This window comes from Desulfopila aestuarii DSM 18488, assembly GCF_900143695.1.
GTDB lineage: Bacteria > Desulfobacterota > Desulfobulbia > Desulfobulbales > Desulfocapsaceae > Desulfopila > Desulfopila aestuarii.
This window is the reverse complement of record NZ_FRFE01000004.1, coordinates 130,440-154,859: the sequence shown is the minus strand read 5'-3', so window position 1 is coordinate 154,859 and position 24,420 is coordinate 130,440. Positions and strand designations below refer to the sequence as shown.

At 47.6% G+C, this 24,420-nt stretch carries 29 protein-coding genes; 18 read left to right on the top strand and 11 right to left on the bottom strand.

What is annotated here, in order from left to right:
* The first annotated feature begins 7 nt into the window (after positions 1-7).
* From BUF15_RS05760 to BUF15_RS05750, 3 genes are read left to right on the top strand one after another with little or no spacing between them, the layout of a single operon-like run.
* A complete protein-coding gene (locus BUF15_RS05760; RefSeq protein WP_073612511.1) occupies positions 8-1,261 on the top strand; it encodes a TFIIB-type zinc ribbon-containing protein in 1,254 nt (417 codons plus the stop codon).
* Positions 1,262-1,317: 56 nt separating this feature from the next.
* Complete coding sequence (locus BUF15_RS05755) at positions 1,318-1,833, top strand: nucleoside deaminase (RefSeq protein WP_234981119.1); 516 nt, start codon at positions 1,318-1,320, stop codon at positions 1,831-1,833.
* A gap of 40 nt (positions 1,834-1,873) precedes the next feature.
* Positions 1,874-2,881 carry a radical SAM protein gene (locus BUF15_RS05750; RefSeq protein WP_073612509.1) on the top strand — a complete coding sequence of 336 codons (1,008 nt, stop codon included), beginning with the start codon at positions 1,874-1,876 and terminating at the stop codon, positions 2,879-2,881.
* 6 nt (positions 2,882-2,887) lie between these two features.
* On the opposite strand, the gene tatC is transcribed toward BUF15_RS05750, so the two are convergent.
* Together tatC and BUF15_RS05740 are read right to left on the bottom strand one after the other, a co-directional pair.
* The gene (tatC, locus tag BUF15_RS05745; protein ID WP_073612508.1) at positions 2,888-3,661 is read right to left on the bottom strand and encodes a twin-arginine translocase subunit TatC; all 774 of its coding nucleotides are present in this window, start codon (positions 3,659-3,661) and stop codon (positions 2,888-2,890) included.
* Complete coding sequence (locus BUF15_RS05740) at positions 3,658-4,134, bottom strand: twin-arginine translocase TatA/TatE family subunit (protein ID WP_073612507.1); 477 nt, start codon at positions 4,132-4,134, stop codon at positions 3,658-3,660. Before BUF15_RS05740 ends, tatC begins: the two co-directional genes overlap by 4 nt.
* 559 nt (positions 4,135-4,693) lie before the next feature.
* Here BUF15_RS05740 and BUF15_RS05735 point away from each other — a divergent pair.
* The 9 genes from BUF15_RS05735 to glyS all read left to right on the top strand — a co-directional run bounded on the left by BUF15_RS05735 (position 4,694) and on the right by glyS (position 13,019).
* Entirely contained in the window at positions 4,694-5,992 is a 1,299-nt protein-coding gene (locus BUF15_RS05735) for an adenylosuccinate synthase (RefSeq protein ID WP_073612506.1), read from the top strand.
* Positions 5,993-6,234: 242 nt separating this feature from the next.
* A complete protein-coding gene (gene rpoZ / locus BUF15_RS05730) occupies positions 6,235-6,504 on the top strand; it encodes a DNA-directed RNA polymerase subunit omega (RefSeq protein ID WP_073612505.1) in 270 nt (89 codons plus the stop codon).
* Positions 6,505-6,525: 21 nt separating this feature from the next.
* Positions 6,526-7,662 carry a molecular chaperone DnaJ gene (gene dnaJ, locus BUF15_RS05725; RefSeq protein WP_073612504.1) on the top strand — a complete coding sequence of 379 codons (1,137 nt, stop codon included), beginning with the start codon at positions 6,526-6,528 and terminating at the stop codon, positions 7,660-7,662.
* 2 nt (positions 7,663-7,664) lie between these two features.
* Entirely contained in the window at positions 7,665-8,162 is a 498-nt protein-coding gene (gene moaC / locus BUF15_RS05720; protein ID WP_073612503.1) for a cyclic pyranopterin monophosphate synthase MoaC, read from the top strand.
* Positions 8,163-8,189: 27 nt separating this feature from the next.
* Complete coding sequence (gene dksA, locus BUF15_RS05715; protein ID WP_073612502.1) at positions 8,190-8,552, top strand: RNA polymerase-binding protein DksA; 363 nt, start codon at positions 8,190-8,192, stop codon at positions 8,550-8,552.
* A 6-nt stretch (positions 8,553-8,558) separates the two neighbouring features.
* A complete protein-coding gene (gene galT / locus BUF15_RS05710) occupies positions 8,559-9,557 on the top strand; it encodes a galactose-1-phosphate uridylyltransferase (RefSeq protein WP_073612501.1) in 999 nt (332 codons plus the stop codon).
* A 26-nt stretch (positions 9,558-9,583) separates the two neighbouring features.
* Positions 9,584-9,934 (top strand): response regulator, encoded by a 351-nt coding sequence (locus BUF15_RS05705; RefSeq protein WP_073612500.1) that lies wholly within the window; start codon positions 9,584-9,586, stop codon positions 9,932-9,934.
* Positions 9,935-10,018: 84 nt separating this feature from the next.
* Positions 10,019-10,741 (top strand): GTP cyclohydrolase I FolE2, encoded by a 723-nt coding sequence (locus BUF15_RS05700; protein ID WP_073612631.1) that lies wholly within the window; start codon positions 10,019-10,021, stop codon positions 10,739-10,741.
* 208 nt (positions 10,742-10,949) lie between these two features.
* Positions 10,950-13,019, top strand: a complete 2,070-nt coding sequence (glyS, locus tag BUF15_RS05695) for a glycine--tRNA ligase subunit beta (protein WP_073612499.1) — start codon at positions 10,950-10,952, stop codon at positions 13,017-13,019.
* Positions 13,020-13,182: 163 nt separating this feature from the next.
* Here glyS and BUF15_RS05690 read toward each other — a convergent pair whose 3' ends face one another.
* From BUF15_RS05690 to resB, 3 genes are all read right to left on the bottom strand, one after another.
* The gene (locus BUF15_RS05690) at positions 13,183-13,596 is read right to left on the bottom strand and encodes a cytochrome c3 family protein (protein WP_073612498.1); all 414 of its coding nucleotides are present in this window, start codon (positions 13,594-13,596) and stop codon (positions 13,183-13,185) included.
* 266 nt (positions 13,597-13,862) lie between these two features.
* Positions 13,863-14,699, bottom strand: coding sequence for a c-type cytochrome biogenesis protein CcsB (gene ccsB / locus BUF15_RS05685; protein WP_073612497.1), 837 nt, complete (start codon positions 14,697-14,699; stop codon positions 13,863-13,865).
* 88 nt (positions 14,700-14,787) lie between these two features.
* The gene (gene resB, locus BUF15_RS05680; RefSeq protein WP_073612496.1) at positions 14,788-16,101 is read right to left on the bottom strand and encodes a cytochrome c biogenesis protein ResB; all 1,314 of its coding nucleotides are present in this window, start codon (positions 16,099-16,101) and stop codon (positions 14,788-14,790) included.
* A 274-nt stretch (positions 16,102-16,375) separates the two neighbouring features.
* On the opposite strand from resB, the gene BUF15_RS05675 reads away from it, so the two are divergent.
* A complete protein-coding gene (locus tag BUF15_RS05675) occupies positions 16,376-16,696 on the top strand; it encodes a Rieske (2Fe-2S) protein (protein WP_084553542.1) in 321 nt (106 codons plus the stop codon).
* Positions 16,697-16,746: 50 nt separating this feature from the next.
* Here the strand turns inward: BUF15_RS05675 and BUF15_RS05670 are convergent, their stop codons facing one another.
* On the bottom strand, positions 16,747-17,655 hold the full coding sequence (locus tag BUF15_RS05670; RefSeq protein ID WP_073612495.1) for a radical SAM protein: 909 nt from the start codon (positions 17,653-17,655) through the stop codon (positions 16,747-16,749).
* A gap of 284 nt (positions 17,656-17,939) precedes the next feature.
* Between BUF15_RS05670 and rpmB the strand changes: the two genes are divergently transcribed.
* Together rpmB and BUF15_RS05660 are read left to right on the top strand one after the other, a co-directional pair.
* A complete protein-coding gene (gene rpmB, locus BUF15_RS05665; RefSeq protein WP_073612494.1) occupies positions 17,940-18,134 on the top strand; it encodes a 50S ribosomal protein L28 in 195 nt (64 codons plus the stop codon).
* Between the two features lie 74 nt (positions 18,135-18,208).
* Positions 18,209-18,463 carry a hypothetical protein gene (locus tag BUF15_RS05660; RefSeq protein WP_073612493.1) on the top strand — a complete coding sequence of 85 codons (255 nt, stop codon included), beginning with the start codon at positions 18,209-18,211 and terminating at the stop codon, positions 18,461-18,463.
* A 122-nt stretch (positions 18,464-18,585) separates the two neighbouring features.
* Here the strand turns inward: BUF15_RS05660 and BUF15_RS05655 are convergent, their stop codons facing one another.
* From BUF15_RS05655 to BUF15_RS05645, 3 genes are all read right to left on the bottom strand, one after another.
* Positions 18,586-20,034, bottom strand: coding sequence for a DNA integrity scanning protein DisA nucleotide-binding domain protein (locus tag BUF15_RS05655; protein WP_073612492.1), 1,449 nt, complete (start codon positions 20,032-20,034; stop codon positions 18,586-18,588).
* Positions 20,035-20,295: 261 nt separating this feature from the next.
* The gene (locus tag BUF15_RS05650; protein ID WP_073612491.1) at positions 20,296-20,784 is read right to left on the bottom strand and encodes a glycine zipper family protein; all 489 of its coding nucleotides are present in this window, start codon (positions 20,782-20,784) and stop codon (positions 20,296-20,298) included.
* A 248-nt stretch (positions 20,785-21,032) separates the two neighbouring features.
* Positions 21,033-21,560 (bottom strand): DUF2284 domain-containing protein, encoded by a 528-nt coding sequence (locus BUF15_RS05645; RefSeq protein ID WP_234981123.1) that lies wholly within the window; start codon positions 21,558-21,560, stop codon positions 21,033-21,035.
* Here BUF15_RS05645 and BUF15_RS27655 point away from each other — a divergent pair.
* Together BUF15_RS27655 and BUF15_RS05640 are read left to right on the top strand one after the other, a co-directional pair.
* The gene (locus BUF15_RS27655) at positions 21,475-21,798 is read left to right on the top strand and encodes a hypothetical protein (RefSeq protein ID WP_234981125.1); all 324 of its coding nucleotides are present in this window, start codon (positions 21,475-21,477) and stop codon (positions 21,796-21,798) included. The genes BUF15_RS05645 and BUF15_RS27655 overlap by 86 nt on opposite strands.
* 29 nt (positions 21,799-21,827) lie before the next feature.
* Positions 21,828-22,463, top strand: coding sequence for a LysE family translocator (locus BUF15_RS05640; RefSeq protein ID WP_073612489.1), 636 nt, complete (start codon positions 21,828-21,830; stop codon positions 22,461-22,463).
* A 123-nt stretch (positions 22,464-22,586) separates the two neighbouring features.
* Here the strand turns inward: BUF15_RS05640 and BUF15_RS05635 are convergent, their stop codons facing one another.
* Both BUF15_RS05635 and BUF15_RS05630 read right to left on the bottom strand, forming a co-directional pair.
* Entirely contained in the window at positions 22,587-23,030 is a 444-nt protein-coding gene (locus tag BUF15_RS05635; RefSeq protein WP_073612488.1) for a hypothetical protein, read from the bottom strand.
* Positions 23,027-23,965 (bottom strand): helix-turn-helix transcriptional regulator, encoded by a 939-nt coding sequence (locus BUF15_RS05630; RefSeq protein WP_073612487.1) that lies wholly within the window; start codon positions 23,963-23,965, stop codon positions 23,027-23,029. Before BUF15_RS05630 ends, BUF15_RS05635 begins: the two co-directional genes overlap by 4 nt.
* Positions 23,966-24,194: 229 nt before the next feature.
* Between BUF15_RS05630 and BUF15_RS05625 the strand changes: the two genes are divergently transcribed.
* The gene (locus BUF15_RS05625) at positions 24,195-24,401 is read left to right on the top strand and encodes a hypothetical protein (RefSeq protein WP_073612486.1); all 207 of its coding nucleotides are present in this window, start codon (positions 24,195-24,197) and stop codon (positions 24,399-24,401) included.
* Positions 24,402-24,420: the final 19 nt, after the last annotated feature.

The window sequence follows — 24,420 nt, the reverse complement described above, 5'->3', positions numbered from 1 at the left end:
GCACGGTATGGATCTCAGTATTGAGCAACCATGCCCTTCCTGTGGCGCCGAGATCGTCATCAATGAAGACGATCGATTGATTCGGTGTGAGTTCTGCGATGTACCCAGTTTCAGGGTACGTCAGAAGTTGCCCAGATACCTTTTGCCTCCGAAACTGCCCAGCCATATTGATGAAGATGGGGTGTTTTATATACCTTACCTGCGCTTCAAGGGCTGTATCTACTCTATCCAGGGTAAAGAGGTCCTTCATCGGTTGATTGACACAACCAGGGTTGGTTGTGATTCAGGTTTTGTACCTGCTTCGTTGGGGCTCCGACCCCAGGCAATGAAGGTGAGGCCGGTCACAGACCATGCGACAGGAAAATTTGTGCGTCAGACCGTCAAGGCGGATTCAATATTTCACGAGGCGGCGAAAATCACCAGGATCTTCACCGAAGATCGTAAGAGTCACCTCTATCATCGGGCCTTTATCGGCGAAACGATCAGCCGTATTTACCTTCCAGCCTACCGGTATAGCGGTATGCTCTATGACGGTGTTACCCATCAAAAGCTCGGTCTCGATACGGTAGCAGAGGAGTTTGGCAAATCGCTGCTTCCCTTTGCACGTGACTGGGAACCACGTTACATCTCGATGCTCTGTCCCGAGTGTGGCGATGTCATGCATGGTAGCCGTGAAACACTGGTGGTGGTTTGTTCCGGCTGCAGTCGTCATTGGATTGAAGAGGGTGGAACTTTTCATGCTCTGGGGTATCTGGCCGTGCCTCCGCGAGAGAGCGAGGCCCATTATCTTCCGTTTTGGCGAATAGAACCGGAAGACGAGAGCGGGCAGTTGGTATCCCTTGCCGACTTTTTTGAACTGACTAACCAGCCAGTGGTGATCCGGCGGTCTCATCGAGAGCAAAAGATGGTCTTTACGATACCAGCCTTTAAACTGAATCCTGCGCTGTTTCTTCAGACATCGAGAATGTTGACCGTAGGGCAGGGGTCCTCTCCTTTGCCACAGCAATACGATATAGCCGGAGACAACGTCTACCCGGTAACGCTTCCGGCCAGTGAAGCTGCCGAGGCCTTAAAAACTGTGCTTGTTGCTTCTTCAGTCAGTATCCGAAAGGTTTTAGATCTGCTTTCCACAATTCAGTTTCGCACCTACAGGAAAAAACTGATCTATTTGCCATTCCGAGATGCTGGTCATGATTTTATCGAACAACATACCGGTGTGTGCATTGCCAATGCGGCACTTCGCTATGGGAAAAAAATGTAGTAATTCATTTGTTTTGTGATGCGTTTCAAATGTCTTGGCCATACTGGGGGCAACAGGTGAAAGATACAATTGATAGAGTCCATGAAGAATTCATGCAGTGCGCGTTGCAGCAGGCCCAAGAGGCGTTAGCTGCAGGTGAGTTTCCGGTGGGATGCGTCATTGTGCAGGCCGGCAAAATCGTGGCAAATGGTGCACGGCTGAACAGCAGTGTAGAACTGTGCGAACTTGACCATGCGGAAATTGTGGCTCTTCGCTCCCTTCAAAAAGATCGGCCCGATATTGATCTTAGCCAGGTGACTGTCTATTCGACCATGGAGCCCTGTCTCATGTGCTATGCCACGCTCATCGTTAACGGTGTACGACATATCGTTTATGGGTATGAGGATGCGATGGGTGGAGGGACCAACCTGCAACTTAACACGCTTTCACCTCTCTATCGTACCATTGACATGAAAATTACCGGTCATATCCTGAGAAAAGAGAGTCTGGAGCTTTTTCAGCAATTTTTTCGGGATGAGAGTAATACCTACCTGAAAGGCACCCTGCTGGCCGAATACACCCTGCAGCAGTAAAAGAAGATCTTTCCGAAGCAATAATACAAGGCAAGTTACCATGAATCACGTCCCGAGAACCGTCGGCTTCAAGCCTGGCGAGAGAAATATTTTTTTTCATATTCTCACCGCCTGTAATCTTTCATGCAGTCACTGTTATATCAACCCGAAGCAGCATGGCACTCAGGCTCTTGATATCGCCACTATTCAGAGCTGGTTAAAATTGTTTGCGGCACCAGGCAAAAAGAGCAATGTCATCTTTTTGGGCGGTGAGCCGACCATGCATCCGGATTTGCCAGAAGCAGTGCGATTTGCCAAAACACTCGGGTTTGATGTTACCGTAGATTCGAATGGATATCTTTTCCATGATTTCCTCTACAAAGTCACACCTAATGAACTTGACTACTTGAGTTTCAGCCTTGATGGTCCAGATGCTCAAATCAATGATCCGATCCGGGGGGAAGGAGTGTTCGATGTTTGCACGACTCACCTGCAGCAAGCCGTTCAACTGGGATTCAATGTCAGTGTTATCTATACAGTGAGCCGACGCAATATTGGCCACCTGCATCGTATGGTGGCTGTGCTGACCGGTTTCGGAGTAAAGAAATTTTTTATTCAAGTTATCGGGTTACGCGGAAAATCCGCAACCCGGCAGGCTGGTGATGAGTCAGGGGTGCAGGTGAGTCGCGAAGAGTGGCTTGCTGTGGTTCCGCAAGTGGCCAGGCAGGCCGCTGAAGCGGGGATACATGTGACCTACCCAAAGGTCTTTCTCGACGCAAATGAGACTTTTGGCTGTGCCGGAGTTGTGGCTGAAAACTATTTCATCTTTCCCAACGGTAGGGTCTATCAGTGTCCTTTATGTGAAGATCATCCGGTTAACAGTTATCGCATTGAAAATAATCTGCTGGTGAAAAATAGTGGGCTAACCGAAGACAGATTCTTTCAGCTCAATATTGGTGAAGGGTGTGTGATGAACAAGCTGCTGCAACCTGATACCATTGAGTATGATGAAGAAGGGCGACCGCAGCACAGGATCTCCTGTTGTCTGTTGAAACAGGAGATCGGTTGATCCGGTTCAGCTTTTTGCTTTGCTCTTGTTTTTTCTGGAAAAGATGGCGGAGAGGAAGATGCCTATCTCGTAAAGGCCAAACAAAGGGAAGGCCAGAAGGGCTGTCGCCATAAAATCACCGGCTGTAAGGAGAAACGATAAACCCAGGATGGCCATATAGAAATAAACCCGTTTGGATCTGAAATAGGCGGAGCGAACAACTCCTGCTTTGCCGGCCATCACCATCAGAAAAGGTATCTGGAAGCTGAGGCCAAATGTCATAACGGTGCGGGCGACAAAAGTCAGGTACATCCCGAGCTTTGGGAGTGGCTCCAAACCCTCATGGGCGTAGCTCATGAAGTAGACAAGCATTTTCGGTAAAACAGCAAAAAAAGCAAAGGCTCCGCCTCCGATAAAGAGGAGCGAAGCCCAGAAGACGATGATGACCGCAAGTTTTTTTTCACTTTTATGAAGACCCGGGGCAATGAATACCCAGATTTGGTAGAGCGCAACCGGAAAGCTGGTCAATAGCCCAACCATGAGAGCGAGTTTGATATAACTGATAAAAGCTTCTGGGAGATTGGTATATACCAGTTTCCCTACCAGGGGGCTTGCGGCCATGAGCGGCGCAATGCAGAATCCGGCAATTTTTTCGACAAAAAGATAGGCGACGACGGTACAGATAACAATGGACGCAAAAATCTTGATCAGCCGGTTGCGCAGTTCAAGGTGGTGGGGGCGAAAAAAGGCAAGACTGCGTTCAAGGGCAGGGATGGTCTTCTGAAGATTGTACTCACTCATTTGGCAGCGGACGATTTATTGTTGTCATCTTCCTTCGGTTGATTTGCTGCCACCGAGTTTTCATCTGTCACATCTTCTGTAAGATCGGAGGGTAGTATTTTTGCCGGGGCTACGTTATCCACCGGCAGTGCCGCAGGATTGACTCCGGTTTGGGTGAGTTCTTCGTAGGCTTTGGCGGCATGATCGGCAGATGCAGTATTGGCGTCGGCAGGGAAGAGACTGGTCGCGCCCTTGTCAGGATGATCGAGCATGTGACTTTTGAAGGTCTTTGCCGCATTTTCAAGATCGGGGCGTACATCGTCTAGGATATTGCCTTCCTCTTTTATTTGCTCCTTGAAACCTTCCGCAGTCTTTTTCAGTTCCATAATCCCCTTGGCAAGGGAACGAGCGAGTTCTGGGAGTTTGTCCGGTCCGACAACGATGAGCGCCAAGGCCAGGATCAGAATCATCTCAGGTAAGCCAATACCAAACATAAATAGCCTCTACATCTACTCCAGAATTCTGGAGAAAAATCTGTGTTCGTACACGACGAACACAGAGAATTCAATATTTTTCGGTAGTATAAATGTTCGCATCGTATTCTGCGAATCAGATATGTCCCGCAGGGTTACAGGCAAACCACATTGCCTGCCCCGTAACTTGCCTCTTTTCTAGTTCGCGAACTGTAAGGTATTTGCCGGTAGGTGTCAACGGTCGAGCAGTTGAACGTATATGGACTGATGATTGTTGTAAAGGTGCTCTCATGGTAGTTAGCCTAACGATTTTACAGGATTATTGTGCCAGGCAGTGATAGTTGTTGCGAAGATTGACTTTAATGGAGGAGTTGGCTATATTTAGCAGTTTGTCTCACGCAGAAATGATTTGCAATTATTTTGTGTGTCTGCTCCTGCAAGTCAGGAGAGTTCACACAACCTCTATGTGGTTTCGCCAAAAGCAGCTGATGCCGAAGGCAGAGGAAACCTGCAACAGGGTATTTCGCCCATAACATTGCAGTGGCCTTGGCGAATTCACCAGAATATCAGGAGAATATAGATGTCCAGTGTCGTAGTTATCGGGTCACAATGGGGTGACGAAGGCAAAGGCAAGATCGTTGATCTACTCACGGAGTACTCGGACTATATCGTACGGTTTCAAGGTGGAAATAATGCAGGTCATACCCTGGTGGTTGATGGTCGCAAATATATTTTCCATATCATACCCTCCGGTATTTTGTATGAGAACAAGATGTGCATGATCGGCAATGGCGTCATAATTGACCCGGAAGTGCTTTTGCGGGAAATGGATCAACTGCGGGAGAAACAGCTTGAAGTAACTCCGAATAAACTCATGATCAGTGAAAACTCACATCTGATCATGCCTTATCACTCCCGTTTGGATCAGGCCAAGGAAGCGGCACTCTCTGATGCCAAGAAGATCGGCACCACTGGTCGCGGTATTGGCCCCTGCTATATGGATAAAGTTGGCCGTACCGGTATCAAGGTTGGCGATCTGTTCGATGAGCAGCTTTTCAAAGAAAAACTTGAGGCCGCTCTTGACGAAAAAAATTTCCTGCTCACCCAAAAATATAATAGTGAACCGGTAGGACTCGATGAGATTTATGGTGCATTCATGGAATATGCCGCAAAACTCGAGCCATTTGTCGGCAATGTTTCCGTTGTTCTTGACCAGGCCAGAAAAAATGGCAAGAACATTCTGTTTGAAGGCGCGCAGGGTACCCAGCTGGACATCGATCACGGTACGTATCCCTTTGTAACCTCTTCAAACACCATTGCCGGTAATGCGTGCAATGGTTCAGGTTTCGGACCGGCTCATATTGATTCCGTTGTTGGAATCATGAAGGCCTATACCACTCGCGTTGGCGCTGGCCCTTTCCCGACAGAACTTTTTGATGAAGTGGGCAATCAACTGCAGGAAAAAGGACATGAGTTCGGGGCAACAACCGGTCGACGCCGCAGGTGTGGTTGGCTTGACGGCGTTGTCGCTCAGGATGCAGTACGTTTGAATGGTTTGACCGGTTTTGCTCTTACCAAGCTCGATGTCTTGAGCGGCCAGAAAAAAATCAAGATGGCCACATCCTATAAGCTTGACGGACAAAGCGTGCACGCCATGCCGACAAATATCAAGCAGGCGGCATCAGTACAGCCGGTGTATGAAGAGATCGCGGGGTGGGATGAAGATATCGCTGGTGTCCGCAACTTTGATGACCTGCCGATTGCAGCAAAGGATTATATTAGAAGAATTGAGGATTTCACTGAAGTGAAGGCACAGATCGTGAGTGTCGGCCCTGACCGAAACGAAACGTTTATGCTGGAAAATCCTTTTGAGAAATAACGTCAGGCTCATATGTTTCTGGGGCCAACGCTTGGCACTATGTTTATAGAAAAAATAAGCTTTTCGTGAAAATCATTCACCTTTATAAGGTGCGTTGAGTAACGGAAAATCATGTCGCGGATTGCGTAATGCGACGTAAGCAGCATCCAACATCTCCATTATGGCTTTCAGCATTTCCATGAGTTCTCCTGGGAATTTACTGAACGGTCACAGGAGTTACAACTTACGAGGTAGAGGAAAAAATGGCGAGAATCACAGTTGAAGATTGTCTTGAAATTGTAGGTGATGATAATCGTTTCAATCTCATTCATCTGGCGGTGAAGCGGATTAAGCAGCATCGGCAGGGTGAGCCCTATTTAATAGAAGCCAAAAACAAAGAGATCGTGATGACGTTGAGGGAAATTGCCGCTGGTAAGGTGACAATGGAGAATGTAAACGATCTGCCGGAACGGTTAGGACGCGACAAGAAAGATACCGCAGAACTGTCAGAGATTTCCTCGATTATTGCGTAATATCAACAGTTGTTTGAGCAAATGAAAAGAGATTATTACGAAATTCTTGCTGTCGGCAAAAGCGCATCGAGCGGAGAGATAAAAAAGGCCTATAGAAAGCTGGCCATGCAGTATCATCCGGACCGAAATCCGGATGACAAGGAAGCTGAGGAAAAATTCAAGGAATGTACCGAAGCGTATGAGGTTCTCAGCGACGAAAAAAAACGTCAGATCTATGATACCTATGGTCATGACGGCTTAAAGAGCAGCGGCTACAGCGGCCCCGGGAATTTCGAAGATGTGTTCTCCAGTTTCGGTGACATCTTCGGCGATCTTTTTGGGTTTGGCGGTGGTCGCTCTCGAGGCCGCAGGGAAGGGCCTGTGGCTGGCAATGATCTCCGTTATGATGTCACCATCAGCTTTATGGAAGCGGTACACGGTATTTCCAAAGAAGTTGAGCTGAGTCGTCGGGACACTTGCTGGACCTGTGAAGGTACAGGCAGTAGACCGGGACATCCACGAAAAACATGCCCTAGTTGCGGTGGGCGTGGTCAGGTGATTCGTTCCCAGGGCTTTTTCCAGGTCAGTTCTACCTGCCCGCATTGTCATGGAGAAGGTGATATCATCACTGATCCATGTAATGACTGTGACGGTTCAGGATTGGTGCACAAAAGCAAGCTGGTTGCGATCAAGATTCCCGCCGGGGTCGACAATGGTGCTCGAATGCGTCTGCGGGGAGAAGGCGAGGGAGGGCGCAAAGGTGGTCCTGCCGGGGATCTGTATGTCATAGTCCATGTTGAAGAGCATGAATTTTTTATGCGGGAAGGCGACACAGTTTATGCCCGATTGCCGGTCTCGATGGTGAGTGCAGCTCTCGGTGCAGACCTGGAAGTGCCAACTATTCACGGTAAAAAGAAACTCAACATTCCAGCAGGAAGCCAATCCGGTGAGCGGTTCACCTTGAAGAATGAAGGGGTACCCAGGCTTCGCGGTGGTGGCATAGGCAATATGATTGTAGAGTTGCAGGTACTGACACCGACGAATCTCTGCGAAGAGCAGAAAAAGGTCTTAAGAGATTTTGATACGCTTTGCCAGCAGCACGGACAGACGAAGGAGCATGAAGGTTTTTTCGCGCGCCTCTTTAACGAAGTTATGGGCAAAAACGGTAAAGGGAAATAGCGATGGCTGACCAGAGCGAAAAGTGTTTTACCCATTTTGACGGCGATGGTAATGCTGTCATGGTTGACGTCGGTGGCAAGGTAGAATCCGAAAGGGTCGCACATGCAGCCGGCACAATCACGATGAGTCCTGAGGCATTTCAGAAAGTGAAGGCCGGGAAAATGTCAAAAGGCGATGTTCTAGGAATCGCGAGAATTGCCGGTATTTTGGCCGCTAAAAAGGTAGATGACCTCATTCCCCTTGCCCATCCGTTGCTCATTACGAAGGTCAACATTGACTTTTGTCTGCAAGACGAAGATAATTCAATTGAAATTCTGGCAACAGTCGGCATTTGTGGAAAGACAGGTGTTGAGATGGAAGCGCTGACTGCGGTCTCTGTCGCGGCGCTTACTATTTACGATATGTGTAAAGCTGTCGATAAGTCGATGGTGATCAGTGATATCCGCCTATTGAAGAAAACAGGCGGCAAGAGTGGCACGTACATCCGAAAGGATGTTTAATTATCACGGTTTTGGAGGAAAGGCTGGATGGATAAGGCAACATTGGAGCAATTTAAAGAGCAGCTGATAACCAAAAAAGAGGAAATCCTTGCTGAAGTTGGCAAGACCCTTAACGAAATGACCGATCAGACCACCAATATTCCTGATCCGAATGACCGCGCGACTGTCGAATCTGGTCGCAGTTTTGAGCTTCGCATCCGTGATCGTGAGCGAAAATTGCTTTCGAAAATTGAAGAGGCCCTGGTCCGGATCGAAGAAGGGGAGTTTGGTGTATGTGATGGTTGCGGTGAGGAAATCGGTATTAAGCGCCTTGAGGCACGACCGGTGACCACGCTGTGTATCGATTGCAAAACCCTGCAGGAAACACGGGAAAAATCCAAAGGACTCTAATTCAACATGCCGGAACTGCGCAAAGACCCTGTTCTCGGCCGATGGATCATCATTTCCAAAGAACGACGGAAACGGCCGACAGATTTCCTCATTGAGCAAAGTGCGACAAGTGGTGGGTTCTGTCCACTTTGTCCGGGGAATGAAAACACGACACCGCCGGAAGTCCTTGCGTATGATGCCAATGGTCATCCAAGAAGGGATGGCGCACCATGGCAGGTGCGGGTGGTTCCGAATAAATATCCGGCTCTGATAATTGAAGGTAATCTTGATAAGGAAGGTGAAGGGCTCTATGACCGGATGAACGGGATTGGTGCCCATGAAGTCATTATTGAAAGCCCGGTCCACGAGCAGTCGTTTTCTGCGTTGCCGCCGGAGAAGATGCTTCTGGTTCTTAAAGCTTTCAAGGAAAGGATAAACGACCTCGGCCGTGACCCCCGCTTTAAATATGCCATGATTTTTAAAAATCATGGCAAGGCGGCTGGAGCTTCCCTTGAGCATTCGCATTCTCAACTGATTGCCCTGCCGATTTTGCCACGCATGATTGTATCTGAACTTGCTGGGGCGCTTTCGTATTTTCGTTATAAAGAACGTTGTATATTTTGTGACATCATCCGCCAGGAGATCAAACAGGATGTTCGGGTTGTCTGTCAAAATGAACATTTTATCACGCTAACCCCATTTGCGCCCCGAACTCCTTTTGAAATGTGGGTATTACCGAAGTATCACTCTTCGGCCTATTGCAAGGAAGAGGACAGCAATCTATTCAGCCTGGCACAGCTCCTGTCTGAGACGCTGCGACGACTCGATAGCTGCATCGCTGATGTACCTTACAACTTTGTACTGCACAACGAGCCTCTCCAATCGAACGGACTTGAACACTATCACTGGCACTTTGAAATAGTGCCGAAACTGACCTCTATTGCAGGTTTTGAATGGGGTTCCGGGTTTTATATTAATCCGATGCCGCCTGAAGAAGCAGCGGCATACCTGCGTCAATCTCTGTAATATGCCCGAAGGGAAAGGGGGGTTGAGTGAAGAAAATCCTGCTTGTTGATGATGAAGAAAGCATCCAGTTGCTCTATCATGAGGAATTTGTTGATGATGGCTACACTGTCATTTCCGCAATGAATGGTGAGGAAGCACTGGAAAAATTTCAATCAGACAAACCTGATCTCGTTATCCTTGACATCCAGATGCCCGGCATGAACGGTATTGAAGTGTTAAGACAGATGAAAATGATCGACGCGGCAACACCTGTCATCTTGAGTAGCGCATATCACGAATATAAACAGGATCTTGGCGCGTGGGCATCGGATGAGTATGTTGTTAAATCAGCAGATATTGATGACCTGAAGAAGGCAGTAAAGAGGCTGATAGGCTGATCATTATTGCGAGAGCTTTGCCTTGAGAGACTATCCCTACGAAGACGACTCCGGAACCATGGAAATCTTGTCAACATGGAAGAGATGAAAGATATACAGAGTTCGATTGATCACCGGCGTATCAATATCAAGAAAGTCGGTGTGAAAACCGTCTCATATCCGGTAACGGTTCTCGACAAGGCGAAAAGCCGTCAGAACACTATTGCCACGGTGAACATGTATGTGAATTTACCCCATCATTTCAAGGGGACACATATGAGCCGTTTTGTAGAGATTCTCAATCAGTTTCACGGGGCAATCGATTTGCAGAATTTCCAGCAGATCCTTCAGGAAATGAAGGATCGTCTTGATGCGGAAGCATCGCATATGGAAATCGAGTTCCCCTATTTTCTTAGTAACGGCGGGTTCGGGGAAACACTCAACATCCGTCAGTATACTTGTGTTATGTGCGGCAGCCTCAATAGCTCTCCAGATCTTGAACTTCGTATCAAGGTACCAATATCTCTGCCGATCAACAGGACGCTGCAAAATTCACTTCCCCGATCTATGGGTAACTGGGGCCATGCCAGAGTTGCTGTTCGTTTCAATACTTTTATGTGGATTGAAGATCTCATAACTGAGATTGAAAAGTGTATTGATGGCGAAATACTCGCCCTTGCGAGTGCCGAGCAAAAAATGCTTTCAGTGGAATCTGTTACCCGCAGTATAGGCACCTGCCTATCCGATCTGAAAGAGATTAAAAACTACTCTGTACGCGTTGAAAATCTTTGTGACGATTATTCAACCTTTGCCATGCTCGAATCCTGAGTCATTCCTTTTTTGCTTTCTCTATGTTGCCGGCTGAGTTGCTGGTGATCCGGTACTGCGGAGCCAATAATCTGCATATTTCGGTAAAAAGGCTTGAGATGTTCAGGAAAAGGGCATAAAAGCTACAAAGTGTATTCTGCCTTCAAGAAATCACGGCCTTTTACGAAAGCCAATAATCCCTAACTACTTTTACTAACATCGAAGAACTATGCGAGATCTACTCTATGAGATTGGGACCGAGGAAATCCCTGCCGGTTTTATCCAGCCGGCCCTCAAACAGCTTCAGGAGAAATTTATAGGCAAAGCGGCTGAGCTGAAAATACAGCATGGCAAGATTGAAGTGAAAGGGACACCGAGGCGATTAGCAATCCTTGTTCAAGGGGTTGCCGAAAAGCAAGATGATATTCGGGAAGAGCTGATCGGACCTTCTGCACAGGCTGGGATCGACGCTGATGGTAACTTCACCAAGGCTGCTGCAGGATTTGCCCGCTCGCGTGGCGCAGAGGTTTCTGATCTGAAAAAGGTTGAGACTGAAAAGGGGCCCTACCTGATGCTGGTCCGGGAAATGGCAGGCAAGGATACCAGCACATTATTGCCGAACCTGTTAAAAGAACTTTTGTTTGAGCTTTCTTTTCCCAAATCAATGAAGTGGGGTGCTAATCATCATTCCTTTGCTCGACCGATCCAGTGGCTGCTGGCCTTGTTTGGTCAGGATATTGTTGATTTGGAGCATGACGGCATTGTCTCCTCCAACACATCCAGAGGCCACAGGTTTCTCGCCAATACCACCTTTACTGTTCAAGACGCCACTGTTTATGAGGAATTGCTGAAAAAACATTTTGTGGTTGCCGACATTGCAATTCGCAGGGCAATGGTTGTCGAAGAAATCAAGAAAGCGGTTGCCGAATCGGCTCTGCATGGTGATGCATCGGTTGCAGTTGATGAAGATCTTGTTGATCTGGTGACTAATCTTGTAGAGATGCCCTTTGGCGTTTGTGGAAGATTTGATGAAAAATTTCTGCAGGTTCCAGACGAAGTTCTTATCACTTCTATGCGGGAACACCAGAAGTATTTTCCGGTGATTAATAATAAGGCTGAGCTATTGCCGGGCTTTGTTGCGGTCAACAACACCCGGGTGAAAGATCCGGATATCACAAGAAAGGGCCATCAGCGTGTACTGCGAGCTCGACTTGAGGATGCCCTGTTTTTCTACAAAAAGGATTGCGACAGTAGTCTTGAGGAAAAACGGACCAGGCTTGACGGCATAATTTTCCAGGCCAAGTTAGGTACCATGCAGGAAAAAGTTGACCGTCTGGTGAAACTTTCACGGATACTTGCTGAGAAAATTGCTCCGGAGAAAGTAGATCTTGCCAGCCGTGCAGCCCATCTCTGCAAGGCGGATCTCATTTCAGACATGGTCGGTGAGTTCCCCACCCTGCAGGGGGTTATGGGTGCCTCCTACGCGGAAAATGACAAAGAGCCTACCGAAGTTGCCCTGGCTATTCAGGAGCATTACATGCCTAAAAGGGCTGGAGCGGATTTGCCGAGCTCAACTGTAGGTGCGATTGTGGCCCTGGCAGACCGGTTTGATACAATAGCCGGTTGTTTCGGTATTGGCCAGAAGGTCACTGGTACGGCTGACCCGTTCGGATTACGGAGACTCTCACTTGCGGTATTGAATATTTTAGCCGATGGCGGCTGGGATATTTCCATTCAGGAGATTGTCCATAAAGCTCTCGCCCTCTACGGTAATAAAGTGGATGGGAGTTCAAAAACCGTCGCAACGATAGTCCATTTTATTCAAGGACGATTCGTGAATGACTGCGTAGCAAAAGGGATCGAGCAAGGCGTGGTTGAAGCTGTCACCTCAGTTGAATTTGACAATGTCAAGGACGCTCTCGATAGAATCGGCGCCCTGCAGGCAATTCGCAATGATCAGGCATTTGAGGTGCTTGCCTCGTCCTACAAGCGAATTCGGAACATCATCAAGGACAACAGTGACACAACTGTTTCTCCCGAGCTGTTCAATGAAGAAGCGGAACGGGCACTTTACGTTATGTTCCAGGAGGTGCAGTCTGAAATGACTGCTCTTTTGAACGAGCAAAAATATGGCGAAGCCCTGAAGGCGATGCTTAAAATGAAGCAGCCTGTCGACGGCTTCTTTGATAGCGTTATGGTTATGGCAGATGATGCTGCTGTGCGTACCAATCGGCTCAACCTATTGACAGCAATCGGCGAGCTCATTTTGAAGATTGGTGATATTTCTAAAATTGGCTAAAGATGTTCGGTTTTTTCTAATGACGTTTTAGCCGGTTTGCTGCAAGTGTTGAACAACCGGCTACAAACCTGATCATGTCTCAGGGGTGAAATGAAAAATGGGCGTTCCCGATATAGGGAACGCCCATTTTGTTTGATCCAAAAGTTAGCTGGGAGTCAAAGAATTATTTGTGGCAGGTCTTGCAGGATTTCAGATCTTTCTTGGCCTCATCCTTGGCAGCTACTTCTTTGTGACAAGCAAGACAGTTGGCGTGAGCTGCACCTTTGAAAGTATCCAGTTTTTCTTTACCTGCAGTTTTGCCCGCGAGTACATCACCATTATGGCAGGACTCACATTTGCCGATTTCCATGCCTTCTGTATAAGGTACCTGCTTGCCGTCAGCCATACCGTGGTGACACTCAGCACATGCAAATGCGGCCTGATGTGCTTTATGCGGAAAAAAAGCTGGTTTTGGCTTAGCAGAACCGGTGGTCTCAAGAGTAATTTCCTCCGGTCCGGCATCAGCACTGCTTACTGCGGCGATGCCACCAAGAAGGAATGCAACTGCAGCAGCGGTAATTAGGGCCTTTTTGATCATGATCTTTCCTCTCTGCGTGTGTTGAAAAATGGTTGTTGAGAAATACATGAAACCGATGACAGTCAGTTGCAAGAGTGTGCTAAACGCCATCGGAGCGAGAATGCAAACTGTTGTCCCATGCTGCAATGCGATACGGACAACAACTGATATCTGTTTCGTAGTTGTCTTGAATGCCCTTATTTATACTGCGTTCGCAGTCAATTGTCAAATAGCTTAAATGTTTGTGTTTGCTCCCGAAATAAGTACTACGCTGTGATAGATTATTATCAGTTAGAACCGTAGCTATGCAGCCCTGAAAGAAGGAAGTTTACACCATAATAGGTGAAGATAACGGAAATAAAGCCAATAAGTGCTAGCCAGGCTATGCGGGTTCCGTCCCATCCCCGGGTGTAACGTGCATGGAGTGTCAGTGCATATATGAACCATGTTATCAAGGACCAGGTTTCTTTTGGATCCCAACTCCAATAGGTTCCCCAGGCAGAATTTGCCCAGACGGCACCGGTGATTATGCCGGCGCTGAGCCAGATGAAACCGAAAACCATGGTCTTGTGAGTAATATCATCAATCACTTTCAGTGGAGGCAATCGTTCCAGTAAAGAGTTGTTCCCACTCTTATCTTTTAACAGGTACATGGCTCCGAGGCCTGCAGCGACAGCAAAAGCGGCATAGCCGATAAAGCAGGTTACCACGTGGGCAATCAGCCAGTTAGATTGCAATGCAGGAACCAGGGGGCTGATGCTTTTCGAGATATCAGTGGAAAATGAGGCGTAGGCCATGGCAAGAAAGGCAAACGGGACAGCAAAAGCCCCGATCATCCTGGTCTTAAATTTCCATTCGATAATGAGATACAGTGCGATAATGGTCCAGGCAAAAAACACCACCGACTCATACATATTGGTAAGGGGCGCGTGACCAATTCCCATCTGATAGGATTCAACCCACCTGAGTGCTATGCCAGCAGTCTGGATGAGGAGGGCAATTACCGTAAAAGCAGTTGCTGCTTTCTCCAGCCGCTCCGCTTTGAACACAAAAATAGCGACATAAAGGAGAGTGGAAAAAAGATAGGTAAATGTGGTTATACCAAGTAGTTGAGAACTGTCCATTCGTGAGACTCCATATTATTGCTGGTCAGGAACTACTAAATCGACCTGTGTACTTTGTGGCTTGTCATCAAGATGTGTGCACCAGAAGCTATCCATTCGTATTGGTAATGCTCTGGAGCAATTCAGTGAAGGTTTTCTCAAAGCCGAGCTTATTCTTATTGGTGGTCCCGGCAATTAACAGGTCAGTGGATTCTCCAGTACTGGTGAGAATCCAGATCCGTCGGTGCGACATGAAAAAAGCGATATAGAGACCGACCATCATAAGAAAGCAGCCAATATAGACAAGTACGACTCCAGGGTCCTTGGCAACCTGAAGCCCGGTAGCATACATCTGTTTAACCGAGACTGTATAAGGCAAGCCGTTCTCTTCAAGAGAATACGGCTTTTGAGGGTCGACCATAATTGTAATGGGCTGATTCTGGCTAGATTTAATCCACACCTTCATGCGAACAACTCGATCCCGGAGAGCTTCAGCATTGACGATCCCCATGGTGATATCTTTTCCCTCCCATTTGATCTGCTGCTGGAAAGGGGCTATGAATGTTTTGGTGCTCTTGTCAGTGGTACTGGTCAACGTAATCAGGAAATCACGGTAGCCTTCATAGCTCGACTGATAAAAGGTCATGCCCCTATATTGCAGGGGATGGTTCACCTCAATGTCTTTGACTAAAACTTCCTTACCATTTTCCAAAACGGTAAGGCGGGAGGTGTATTCTTTTGGCATACCGTTATCGTAGAATTCAATGTCAAACTTGTCACAACGTACGGTAAAGCCTAGGGCTAGGGGTGCCTGGGTCTTGGAGGCGTAGACCTTATCAGTATCTTTGGTCTCGGGAATCAAGACGCTCCCCTTGAAACCAAAGAAGTGACCGACTATTGCGCCGGCAAATATAACGAGGATTGACGCATGAACGATATAGACTCCGGTCCGGCTCCATCCATATTTCTGCGCCGCGGTAATTACTCCATCCTTCGTCTCTTTCTTGGCTATTTTCCAGCCTCCCTTTTTCAAAGCATTCTCAAGCGTAGTGGCGAGTGTTGAGGATGCATTGCGGATGACGTGGGTATAGGCCATTTTTTCCAGACGATCCTTACTGAGGCTGGTCTGATCAAGAGTGACCTGTTTCCAGGCAAGAGGAAATCGATCAATAGAGCAGACAATGAGGTTGGCACTCAAAAGTCCAAGGAGTGTGAGGAACCACCAGGATGTATACATATCAGGAATGTCGAGAACCTGAAAAAAACGAGCGGTAACCTCACCATATTCTTCGACATAAAAAGCGAACGATCGATCCTGGGGAACTATCGTACCGATAATAGACGTGAGAGAAATGGCGGAGAGGGTAAAAATGGCGAGCTGGACAGAACTGAAAAATTTCCAGACTTGACTTCGGTTATTCATGGACTACCTATTGGTGAGAATAATTGTTAAAACGAACTGTAAGGTAGCTACCATGCCAAAGGGATGATTGCAATGAAAAAGCGTGCTGCAGCGTAGTGCACGTGCAGCTTAGCGAGCTTTGGCTCTTCTCATGTCATACAATTATAATTGGTCATGGGGTTCAGTCAATCTCATTATTGTTTCGTTAGGTAACGCGTTCAAAAACAGGGGGAAGTTATGTGTCACGATGTGGCAGGTAGGCATTTCTTGAAACCTCAAACCGGAGAAATAAAGAGTGGACTATGTTAAGATTGCAAGAGTAGCTGATTTTGCCACGACCAGGATCAAGTCTTACACACTTCTTGGAAAAAAAGTGGCCATATTGCAACTGGAAGACGGAAGCTTTCTGGCAATAGAGGCATCTTGTAAACATCAGGGGGCGGACCTCACTACTGGGGAACTCCGCGGCACCGTGGCAACCTGTCCCCGACACCAGTGGATGTATGATCTGGCAAGCGGCGAATGTCTTAACCATGATTCATTACCACTCAGGAAATATGGCTTACGGGTAGAAGGGGAAACTATTCTGGTATCTTTACGACCGATTGAAGAATAGCAGCTACGCTGCGAATTAAAGAGATGCCTGAATAGATTTTACGAATAGATCTAGATACCAGAGCCCGTCCTTTGATATCGTTGGTTGCGCTGCTTTTCAGGGAGGGAAAGGAAGGTACGAACCTCCTGGAGCATTTCCGTTTTATCTGTATCGAGTTGACCGGAGATGTTGAGGTAATTGTTACTGTGGTCACAGGTGAAAAATGCGTTCATAGGTTCCAGCAGATCAAGTAACATTTCCAGTTCGAGAATGGTTCCTTCCGGGCTCTGTTCGGTAAACAGTCCGTCAGATATCTCCCTGCTGAGGGGGCAGGGTGGGGACCCATCAGGTGCGGCAGGGTAGACAAAGAGCCGGCGGATACGAATATAATCCGGTTGGATATCGTTAAGCAGTAATGCTGTTTCCCTGGCATGTTTCTGCCAGCGTTCCTGCCCTCCGAGTCCAAGCAGGACATAGACGGAGAGCTCAATATCACATTCCTTCAGCCATGAGGCAACAGTGCGTACCATCTTGGCATTCTGACCTTTCCTTTGAAAAATGAGGATCTTTTCATCACCGGATTCAAGGCCCATATGGATTCTCGACAAACCTGCTTTGGCAAGGGTTCCGAGCTCTACAATGCCAAGTTTATAGAGTGTGGAAAATCTGGCATAGCTTGTAATTCGTGTGGGATCGAATTGTTTCTTTACCTCGTCCAGAACTCGAAGCATTGTCTTTGTGCCGGCGCTGAGAGGATCGGCATCACCGAGGAAGAGCGTTTCAATATCCGGGCGTTTTTCAGCTAAAAGGCGGATATCGTCGAAAATTTCTTCTAAGGGACGAATTGAATAATCGGGCTGCCCAAGATGGGGGTAGATGCCACAGAACCGGCAGCGGTTCCAGTTGCAACCTCGCGTTACGCGAAGTAACCCGCTGCGCCATTCACTCGGGGGGCGGATTGTTGGACTTTCATAGCTCACAGCGTTATCTTCCTTACAAATGTGTGCATGACGGTTAACTTCATCGCTCCAGTCTCTGTCAAGAGAATAGGTTCAACTTTTAAATAATCCAGATATAATGTACTCTACCATGCATGGAGCGGGGAGTATTTTATTCTGCCAAGAAGCCGGAAAAATCTTGCTTTCGCCTGCTAAACAAGGTATTAGACACAGTTCTGGACAATAAACATTTCACACACACACTTTTTCATTTCTTAACGGCTGTATGAAAACCGGCAAGAAATGGTATATAAGGAGAAAAGACAATGGCTAAGGTATGCGAAATCTGTGGCAAGGGACCGATCACCGGAAATAATGTTTCTCACGCACATAATAAGACAAGACGGCGTTGGCTGCCGAATCTTCAGAATGTTCGTATGATGACCAGTGCAGGTGGTGTAAAACGCGCACGGGTATGCACCCGTTGCATCCGTTCCGGGGCTGTGGTTAAACCAGCCTGATCCGGTTTACAGTTACAATAAAAAGGCGAGAGGGAGTGATTCCTACTCGCCTTTTTCAGTTTGGAGGTGTTGATATGAGCGATGAGCAGATAAAATTTCTGAGCCTTGAGCAAGCGATGAATCTGGTAGCGGCAATTCAGGAAGAAGAGGACATTGATGAGCCGCAAAGAAGGGTACTCACCGTATATAACCATGAGGATCAGCCGATGTGCTGGTTTGATTTTGAAGACACCATGAAGGCCGTGGGGCAGGTTGACAAAAGTCAGCTCAAGGAGGCTGTTCAGAATTATATTCTGCACCATATCCCTGAATGGGTCCTTGAAGACTGATCAATCGAAATCACTCTTTTTTGATAGAGAAGTTGAAAAGGCTGCAAAGAAGGCAAATGTCCTCTTTGCAGCCTTTTCTTTTACGTTTATGAGAGCACGAGAAAGCTGCTGTCGCTGCTCTCTTATTCGTCTGCAATCAGCCAGTCGCTGAGAGGCTCTGGGAAAAGTGAGCATCGCTCCTTATGGGTAAAACTGTGGCGTTTTCGGACTTCCACACCACGATAGATAACGGAGACTGGTCGGTCAGAGGATACCACGACGATGATGGTATTTCGGCGGATTGCAGTAAAGCGGAGAGCACTGTTATATCGTGCGCCACGGGCGCGATCTTCTCCTGGGATACTGATGCCGTCCAGCAGGCATGCAAATCCGTGTAAACGGATATCACTTCGAATGTGCAACCCGCCATCGGTTTTTGACAGTCCGGCTGCCAGGGCCAGTCGATCAGGTTGCTGGAGGTCTATTGGCGTCTCAAGCAACTGGCCTGAAAGCGGGGAATATTCATCTTCCAGATCCACAACAAGGGTGCACCCAAAACCGTTGGTTTCTGCGTTATGGACCAGGGCTGCGACAACTTGGAAAAGATTGTTACGGGCAGTGGTGTCGAGATTGTAATCGAGCAGAATTTCTTCTACTTCAAACAGTTTGGCCCGATGGGTTGAAGAACTGAAACTGCCGTCTTCAAAACTGCAGACCAATTCGCTGTTAAAGCGAAGGAAACCGAGCTTACCCTGAAAATCGGCAATGAGGCAAAACTGGGGTAAATGCCCATCGCAGATTCCGAGTATACGCGAGCCGTTTGAGACAAGCTTGTGGCTTGAATGTTCGACGGAAAGCAGCAGTTTTCTAATATGTTTGTGATGATTCAGCTGTGGTTGCTGGTCGTCGCGAAAACGAGCAATAAAGTTGAGCTGATCAAGCAATCGTGGCTCAACAAACATCAACTCGCCTTGGGGAACGGCTCCTTCCTCGGGGGTCTTGGAAATTCCAAGCACCGATTCGAGAACTTGGTAAATCCTGATGTGCGAATCGATTCCTAGCCTGAGGTTGACACAATCAACGATGAAGTCGCGTACGGCATGGGTTGTATATTCACGCAAAAAAGATCCGGAGATGCCGGTATAGAGTTTGCTCTCATTGGCGATATCGTGGGAAAATCGTAGAACTGCGTGTTCAAGCCATCGTTCAGTGGGGCCGATGGAGCACATGTCCGGATGATGCTCGGTGAACCACATCTGGTAATAGACTGCCCCGGATCGGCCGCCATAACTGATCAGGCCGTCAAGCTTCAGGTTTTCTACCGGATCGATATGGTTAAAAAGCTTTCGGTCATACCGGTGGTAGGATTCACCTCGCCAGTCGGTGTTTTTGAGATAAATGTCTTCTATTTTGGGTTCGTAGCCACGCAGAAGATTTTGAGGATCACATATGTGTAGATCGTCGCATTCATCCAGACAGAAAATAACGGCACTTCTGCTTTTCCCAGAAAAACGGGAAAGTCCTTCCCTCAAGCCTGCGAGGGTATCATTGATGCAACGACCGAGAAACTGTGAGCTGTGGCTTATTTTCATTTTTTAAGGCAATGATATGCAATGAATATATGAGATGATGGAATTGTTGTATTTCTCTCATAATACCATACCTTTTCAAATATGCTGGACAAAAAGATACGTAATGGGTTGTTGTTGCACAAGATGGTGTGCTGGCACCCGGTCACCTTACCGGGTGCCAGCATGCGGGCGAGATGTCGTGCTGGGAAGAGTGTAGATATCTGTCAATATATTGTTATTATGTGAAAATAGGAAATGAAATGATCTGAAAATGCACAAATATTACCTGTGCCACCTGGAACGACTATTATCACGGTCGTATAGTCGCGGTGTATTGCAGGTTGTTTTAACAACCTTGCTCACCCTTCCTCTATCTTTTTTGTATGATACCGTTTCGCGGCAATTGGTATCGTGCCTGCCATAATTGTATCGTGGCTTATATGGATTTCCATAGCTATGAACAGGCTTGCGATGATAGTAAACACGGGGGCGATATTCATGATAGTGGGTAACAACCGGTCTACGGTAGGTGTTCTGATAGACAACATGAGATGGATGTTCCATACTGTTGCCGATGGCATAGCCAACTGCTCCGCCGATGGCAGTGCCAATGAGCAATGACTCCGTATTTTGACCGGCCGCTGAACCGATGATAGCACCACTTCCTGCTCCGATGAGTAGCCCGCCCACCGCCTTGTCGCCGGCATTAACATTGGTGATGCTGACAAAACTAATAAAAATGGCCAATAACATCATCTGTACACGTTTCATTGTCTACCTCCTTGGGTGGTGCCTTCATCTCTACATGATGATAGGCAATGAGATACTGCAATAGTAGAATCAGATAGTTTTGATCCTCATTGGGTGTCGATGACTTTTTTATAGGTTGTTATTGGCGACAATCATAGAGGACATCAGGAGAAACGGGGCGCTGTGGGGACGACACGGGGGCGATATCGGGTCTGATTTGGAAACAGAAATTACATGAAAATAGTATATTGTTAGCGCAGAGTGAAATATCAGCGATAAAGTAGTATCAGTCCGGCAACCCATGCGGATTGGCTGACACCTGTATCATCTTTCTCGGTAAAAAGAGACGTTGACCAACCGGCAGCCTGCATGAGCGCACCGACATTAACACCAAAACCGGACATGGAGGGACGGGCGGCGTCAGGATTTCGGCAGTTACCCTCCCCGGAAAGTACAGCACACTGTTCATGGGAAGCACAAAAACTCATTTTGCAGGAACCTCCTGCAAATGCGTATGCTTCTGAAAACCCAAGTCGGATAGCCTCTTGTTCAACAGTGGCTGATATTTCGTGGAGGAGCCGCATGACGGATGGACGGTCTTCGCCGTGCAGAGAGTCGCTGTCGACTTCAATCCGAATGACCATGACATATGAACATTTTTCCAGAAGCTTTCTCATACCGCCAGGTCCTGAAATATGTGGAGGACAGCTCATGGAAAGTCCAAAATGCGGACATTTTGGACTTTTACAAAAGCCGGCGAGCCGATTCTCAACCCGCACCTCACGAGGGTCTAACATCGCAGCTTTGGTGGCACCAATGCTCTTTGCAAAAGCGAGTAGGCGGGAGATTTTCTCATTAGATGGTGCAGCTTGGGAAGAGGAGTCGGCTTCGCTGTTCATAGGACGTTGTTGGCAGAAAGTTGATTTTGGAAATATGCCATACGTGGTTAAACCAGGTGTTCACCACTGCTTCTATTGGAAACATAACAAGAGATTCAAGCCAAAGCATAGCGCATCTTCGGACGGAAACATGTAACTCTTTTCTTGTATAAAACAGTGTACGACATGATATCACTTTATATTAGCCAGTTTTTAACCGTCGCCCTTGTCCACCTGCTCGCTGTTGCCAGTCCAGGACCGGACTTTGCGATAGTGGTTCGCCAGTCAATAACCTACGGGCGCAAAACCGCCCTATACACAAGTTTCGGGGTGGGGATGGGCATAATGATTCACGTGTTCTATTCGCTTCTCGGCATTGGCCTTATCGTCTCACAATCCATCATGCTTTTCACCATAATGAAGATGGCCGGGGCTGGATACCTGATGTTTATCGGGTTTAAAGCTATGCGTACGAAAAAGGTTTCACTCACTTTTACCGAACGAGTAAATGACCAGCTACCGACTCCGATGAAGGCAATCTGGACGGGATTTCTCACTAATGGCCTGAATCCGAAAGCAACCCTTTTTTTTCTATCTCTCTTTACCGTGGTTATTTCGCCGGAGACACCAATATTTATCCAATTTCTCTATGGTATATATATGGCCATGGCCACTGCCCTATGGTTTTCCATGGTTTCCATGTTGTTTGGCCAGGAACGTGTTCGTCATCTTTTTGGCCGGGTCGGCCATTGGTTTGAGAGGCTGATGGGGCTCTCGCTCTGCTTACTTGGCCTGCGACTTCTTTTTGTTGCAAAAAAATGACACCTTAGCGAGTTGAGGTGTGTGAATGTTGAGATGAATGCTGTTGATGGGGCAGGGATTTGCGCAGGTGTGCTTTTGGTGATGCACTGTTATCACAGATCGAACCTTCGCTGACGGTAAGTATCAATACGAAATGCGTAATTCCTGCATTTTGCCTCCGCCTGGCATGCGATATCTAATTGTGCCGCCAACATTTTTTGCGGCAGCGGGAGGAGATACCCGCATGGACACGTCGATGTTACCGGGAGATATGTTTTTAAACAGCCATTTCACCACCCCAGAGTTTTTCACCTGCCTGGCAGACGGTGAAGACCCAATCATTTGTGCCCCAGGGGGGAGATATTGTTCAAGGATCAGGTTTTGCGGAGCCGGTGAACCAATGGTAACCCGCAGGCGGACCGTATCGCCGGATACTCCAAGGTAACTGGCACTGACTGGTTCGGCAGCGAGTGCGGCTCCATAGGCACTGATCAGTGTGACGAAGGTCAGGAGGGTGAGCACCAAAACTGCAGTGCGATCAAGTTGACCTAAACAGATTGTTGGTGTGACAGTTCTCGACGCTTTCATGGCAATATCTCGTACGTCTTTTTCTTTTCGTTCCAACGATAACCTGAGCCAAGCCAGATCTCCTCTATGAGATCGACATCGATACCGAGCTTTTCAAGATCCCCATATTGGTCGTAGACAGTGAGAATTTCCTGGTCGCTGATAATGTTGTCTCCGTCGCTGTCAGCCCAGTGAAACGTGGTGAGCTGAATGGTTGATGGACCGGTAATGGGAAAAGATTTTCCACCATCGTTGCCAGTTGCAACCGAACCGTTGAGTGGTTGATCAGCGGTTAACGATTGAGAAAGTGTGGCGATATAGGTAAAGAGCGCTTTTCCTTCCGCCTTTTTCAGCCATTTCAGAGAGCTGTTTTTGGGGCCGTTAGAGGGTAGGGGCGGCTCTGAAGTCTTGATCGTCATACCTTTCGGGAGTTGCTCTTTCACAATCACAGCAAGTGGGCCACTACTCTCAATGGCGACCTCTATTGCCACCGGAAACGGTTGGCCGGCAGTGCACTGTAAAGGGATGAAACGTTTGGCACTAATATTGAACGGTTTCTCCTGGTACAGAAAAAAATAACCTACGACACCGATGACAAGGGTCGCTCCCGCAAATACGCTGGCCAGAAGCGGCAAATGTGATTTTAAAGGTGGTATCCGGCTCCCACCGCCTGGCACGGAAGATGACAGGACAGAATCTGCCGGTTCTTCAGGCTCCTCATCGATTTTGAGGATCTCTTCAAGATCAACTTCAAGCGCCTCGGCGAGACGCAATCCGTTTTCCTTTTTGATGGCGGGGTAACGTTTATTTTCCCAGCGTGAGATGGTATCAGTGGTGACCTGGACGACGGTGGCAACATACAATTGGGTCAAGCCTTTCTGTTCACGTAGCAGCTTGACCTTGTCCCCGTCGATTTTCACCATCGCCATCACGCCCTGTTGTTGCATTTCGGCCATGATCTTGTTTCGGGTTAAGGGAATGGATAAATCTTAATGAATACAACTATACCAACAGGCGTATTTCCGCGAAAGTCCTGAGTGAAAAATTCAAGGGTGGTATCACATTTCAATGGCCATGTCGGGTCCGATGTCGAGTGAAATCGGCCAATGTCGCGTTCACGAAAACACTAATGAGCGCTATAAGTAGACGTGGATAGATAGTGAATCAACTCTATTGGAGACCCGTATGAAAATTCTGACGTGTTCCTGTCTTTTGCTTGTCATGTTCTCGTCGTCGAAGATCGTTCATGGCGCCAGTGCCAGATGTGAAGTGGTGAAAAAAGAGGGTAGCATCCTCATCATGGATTGTGGCGACCAGGCAAAAGGTTTCAACGAGAAGTCTCAGGTGAAAATTAAAACTGACCGAGACACGAGTCAGAAAGAAGGTCGCTGAGCAGTGGAAGGGGGCGGAG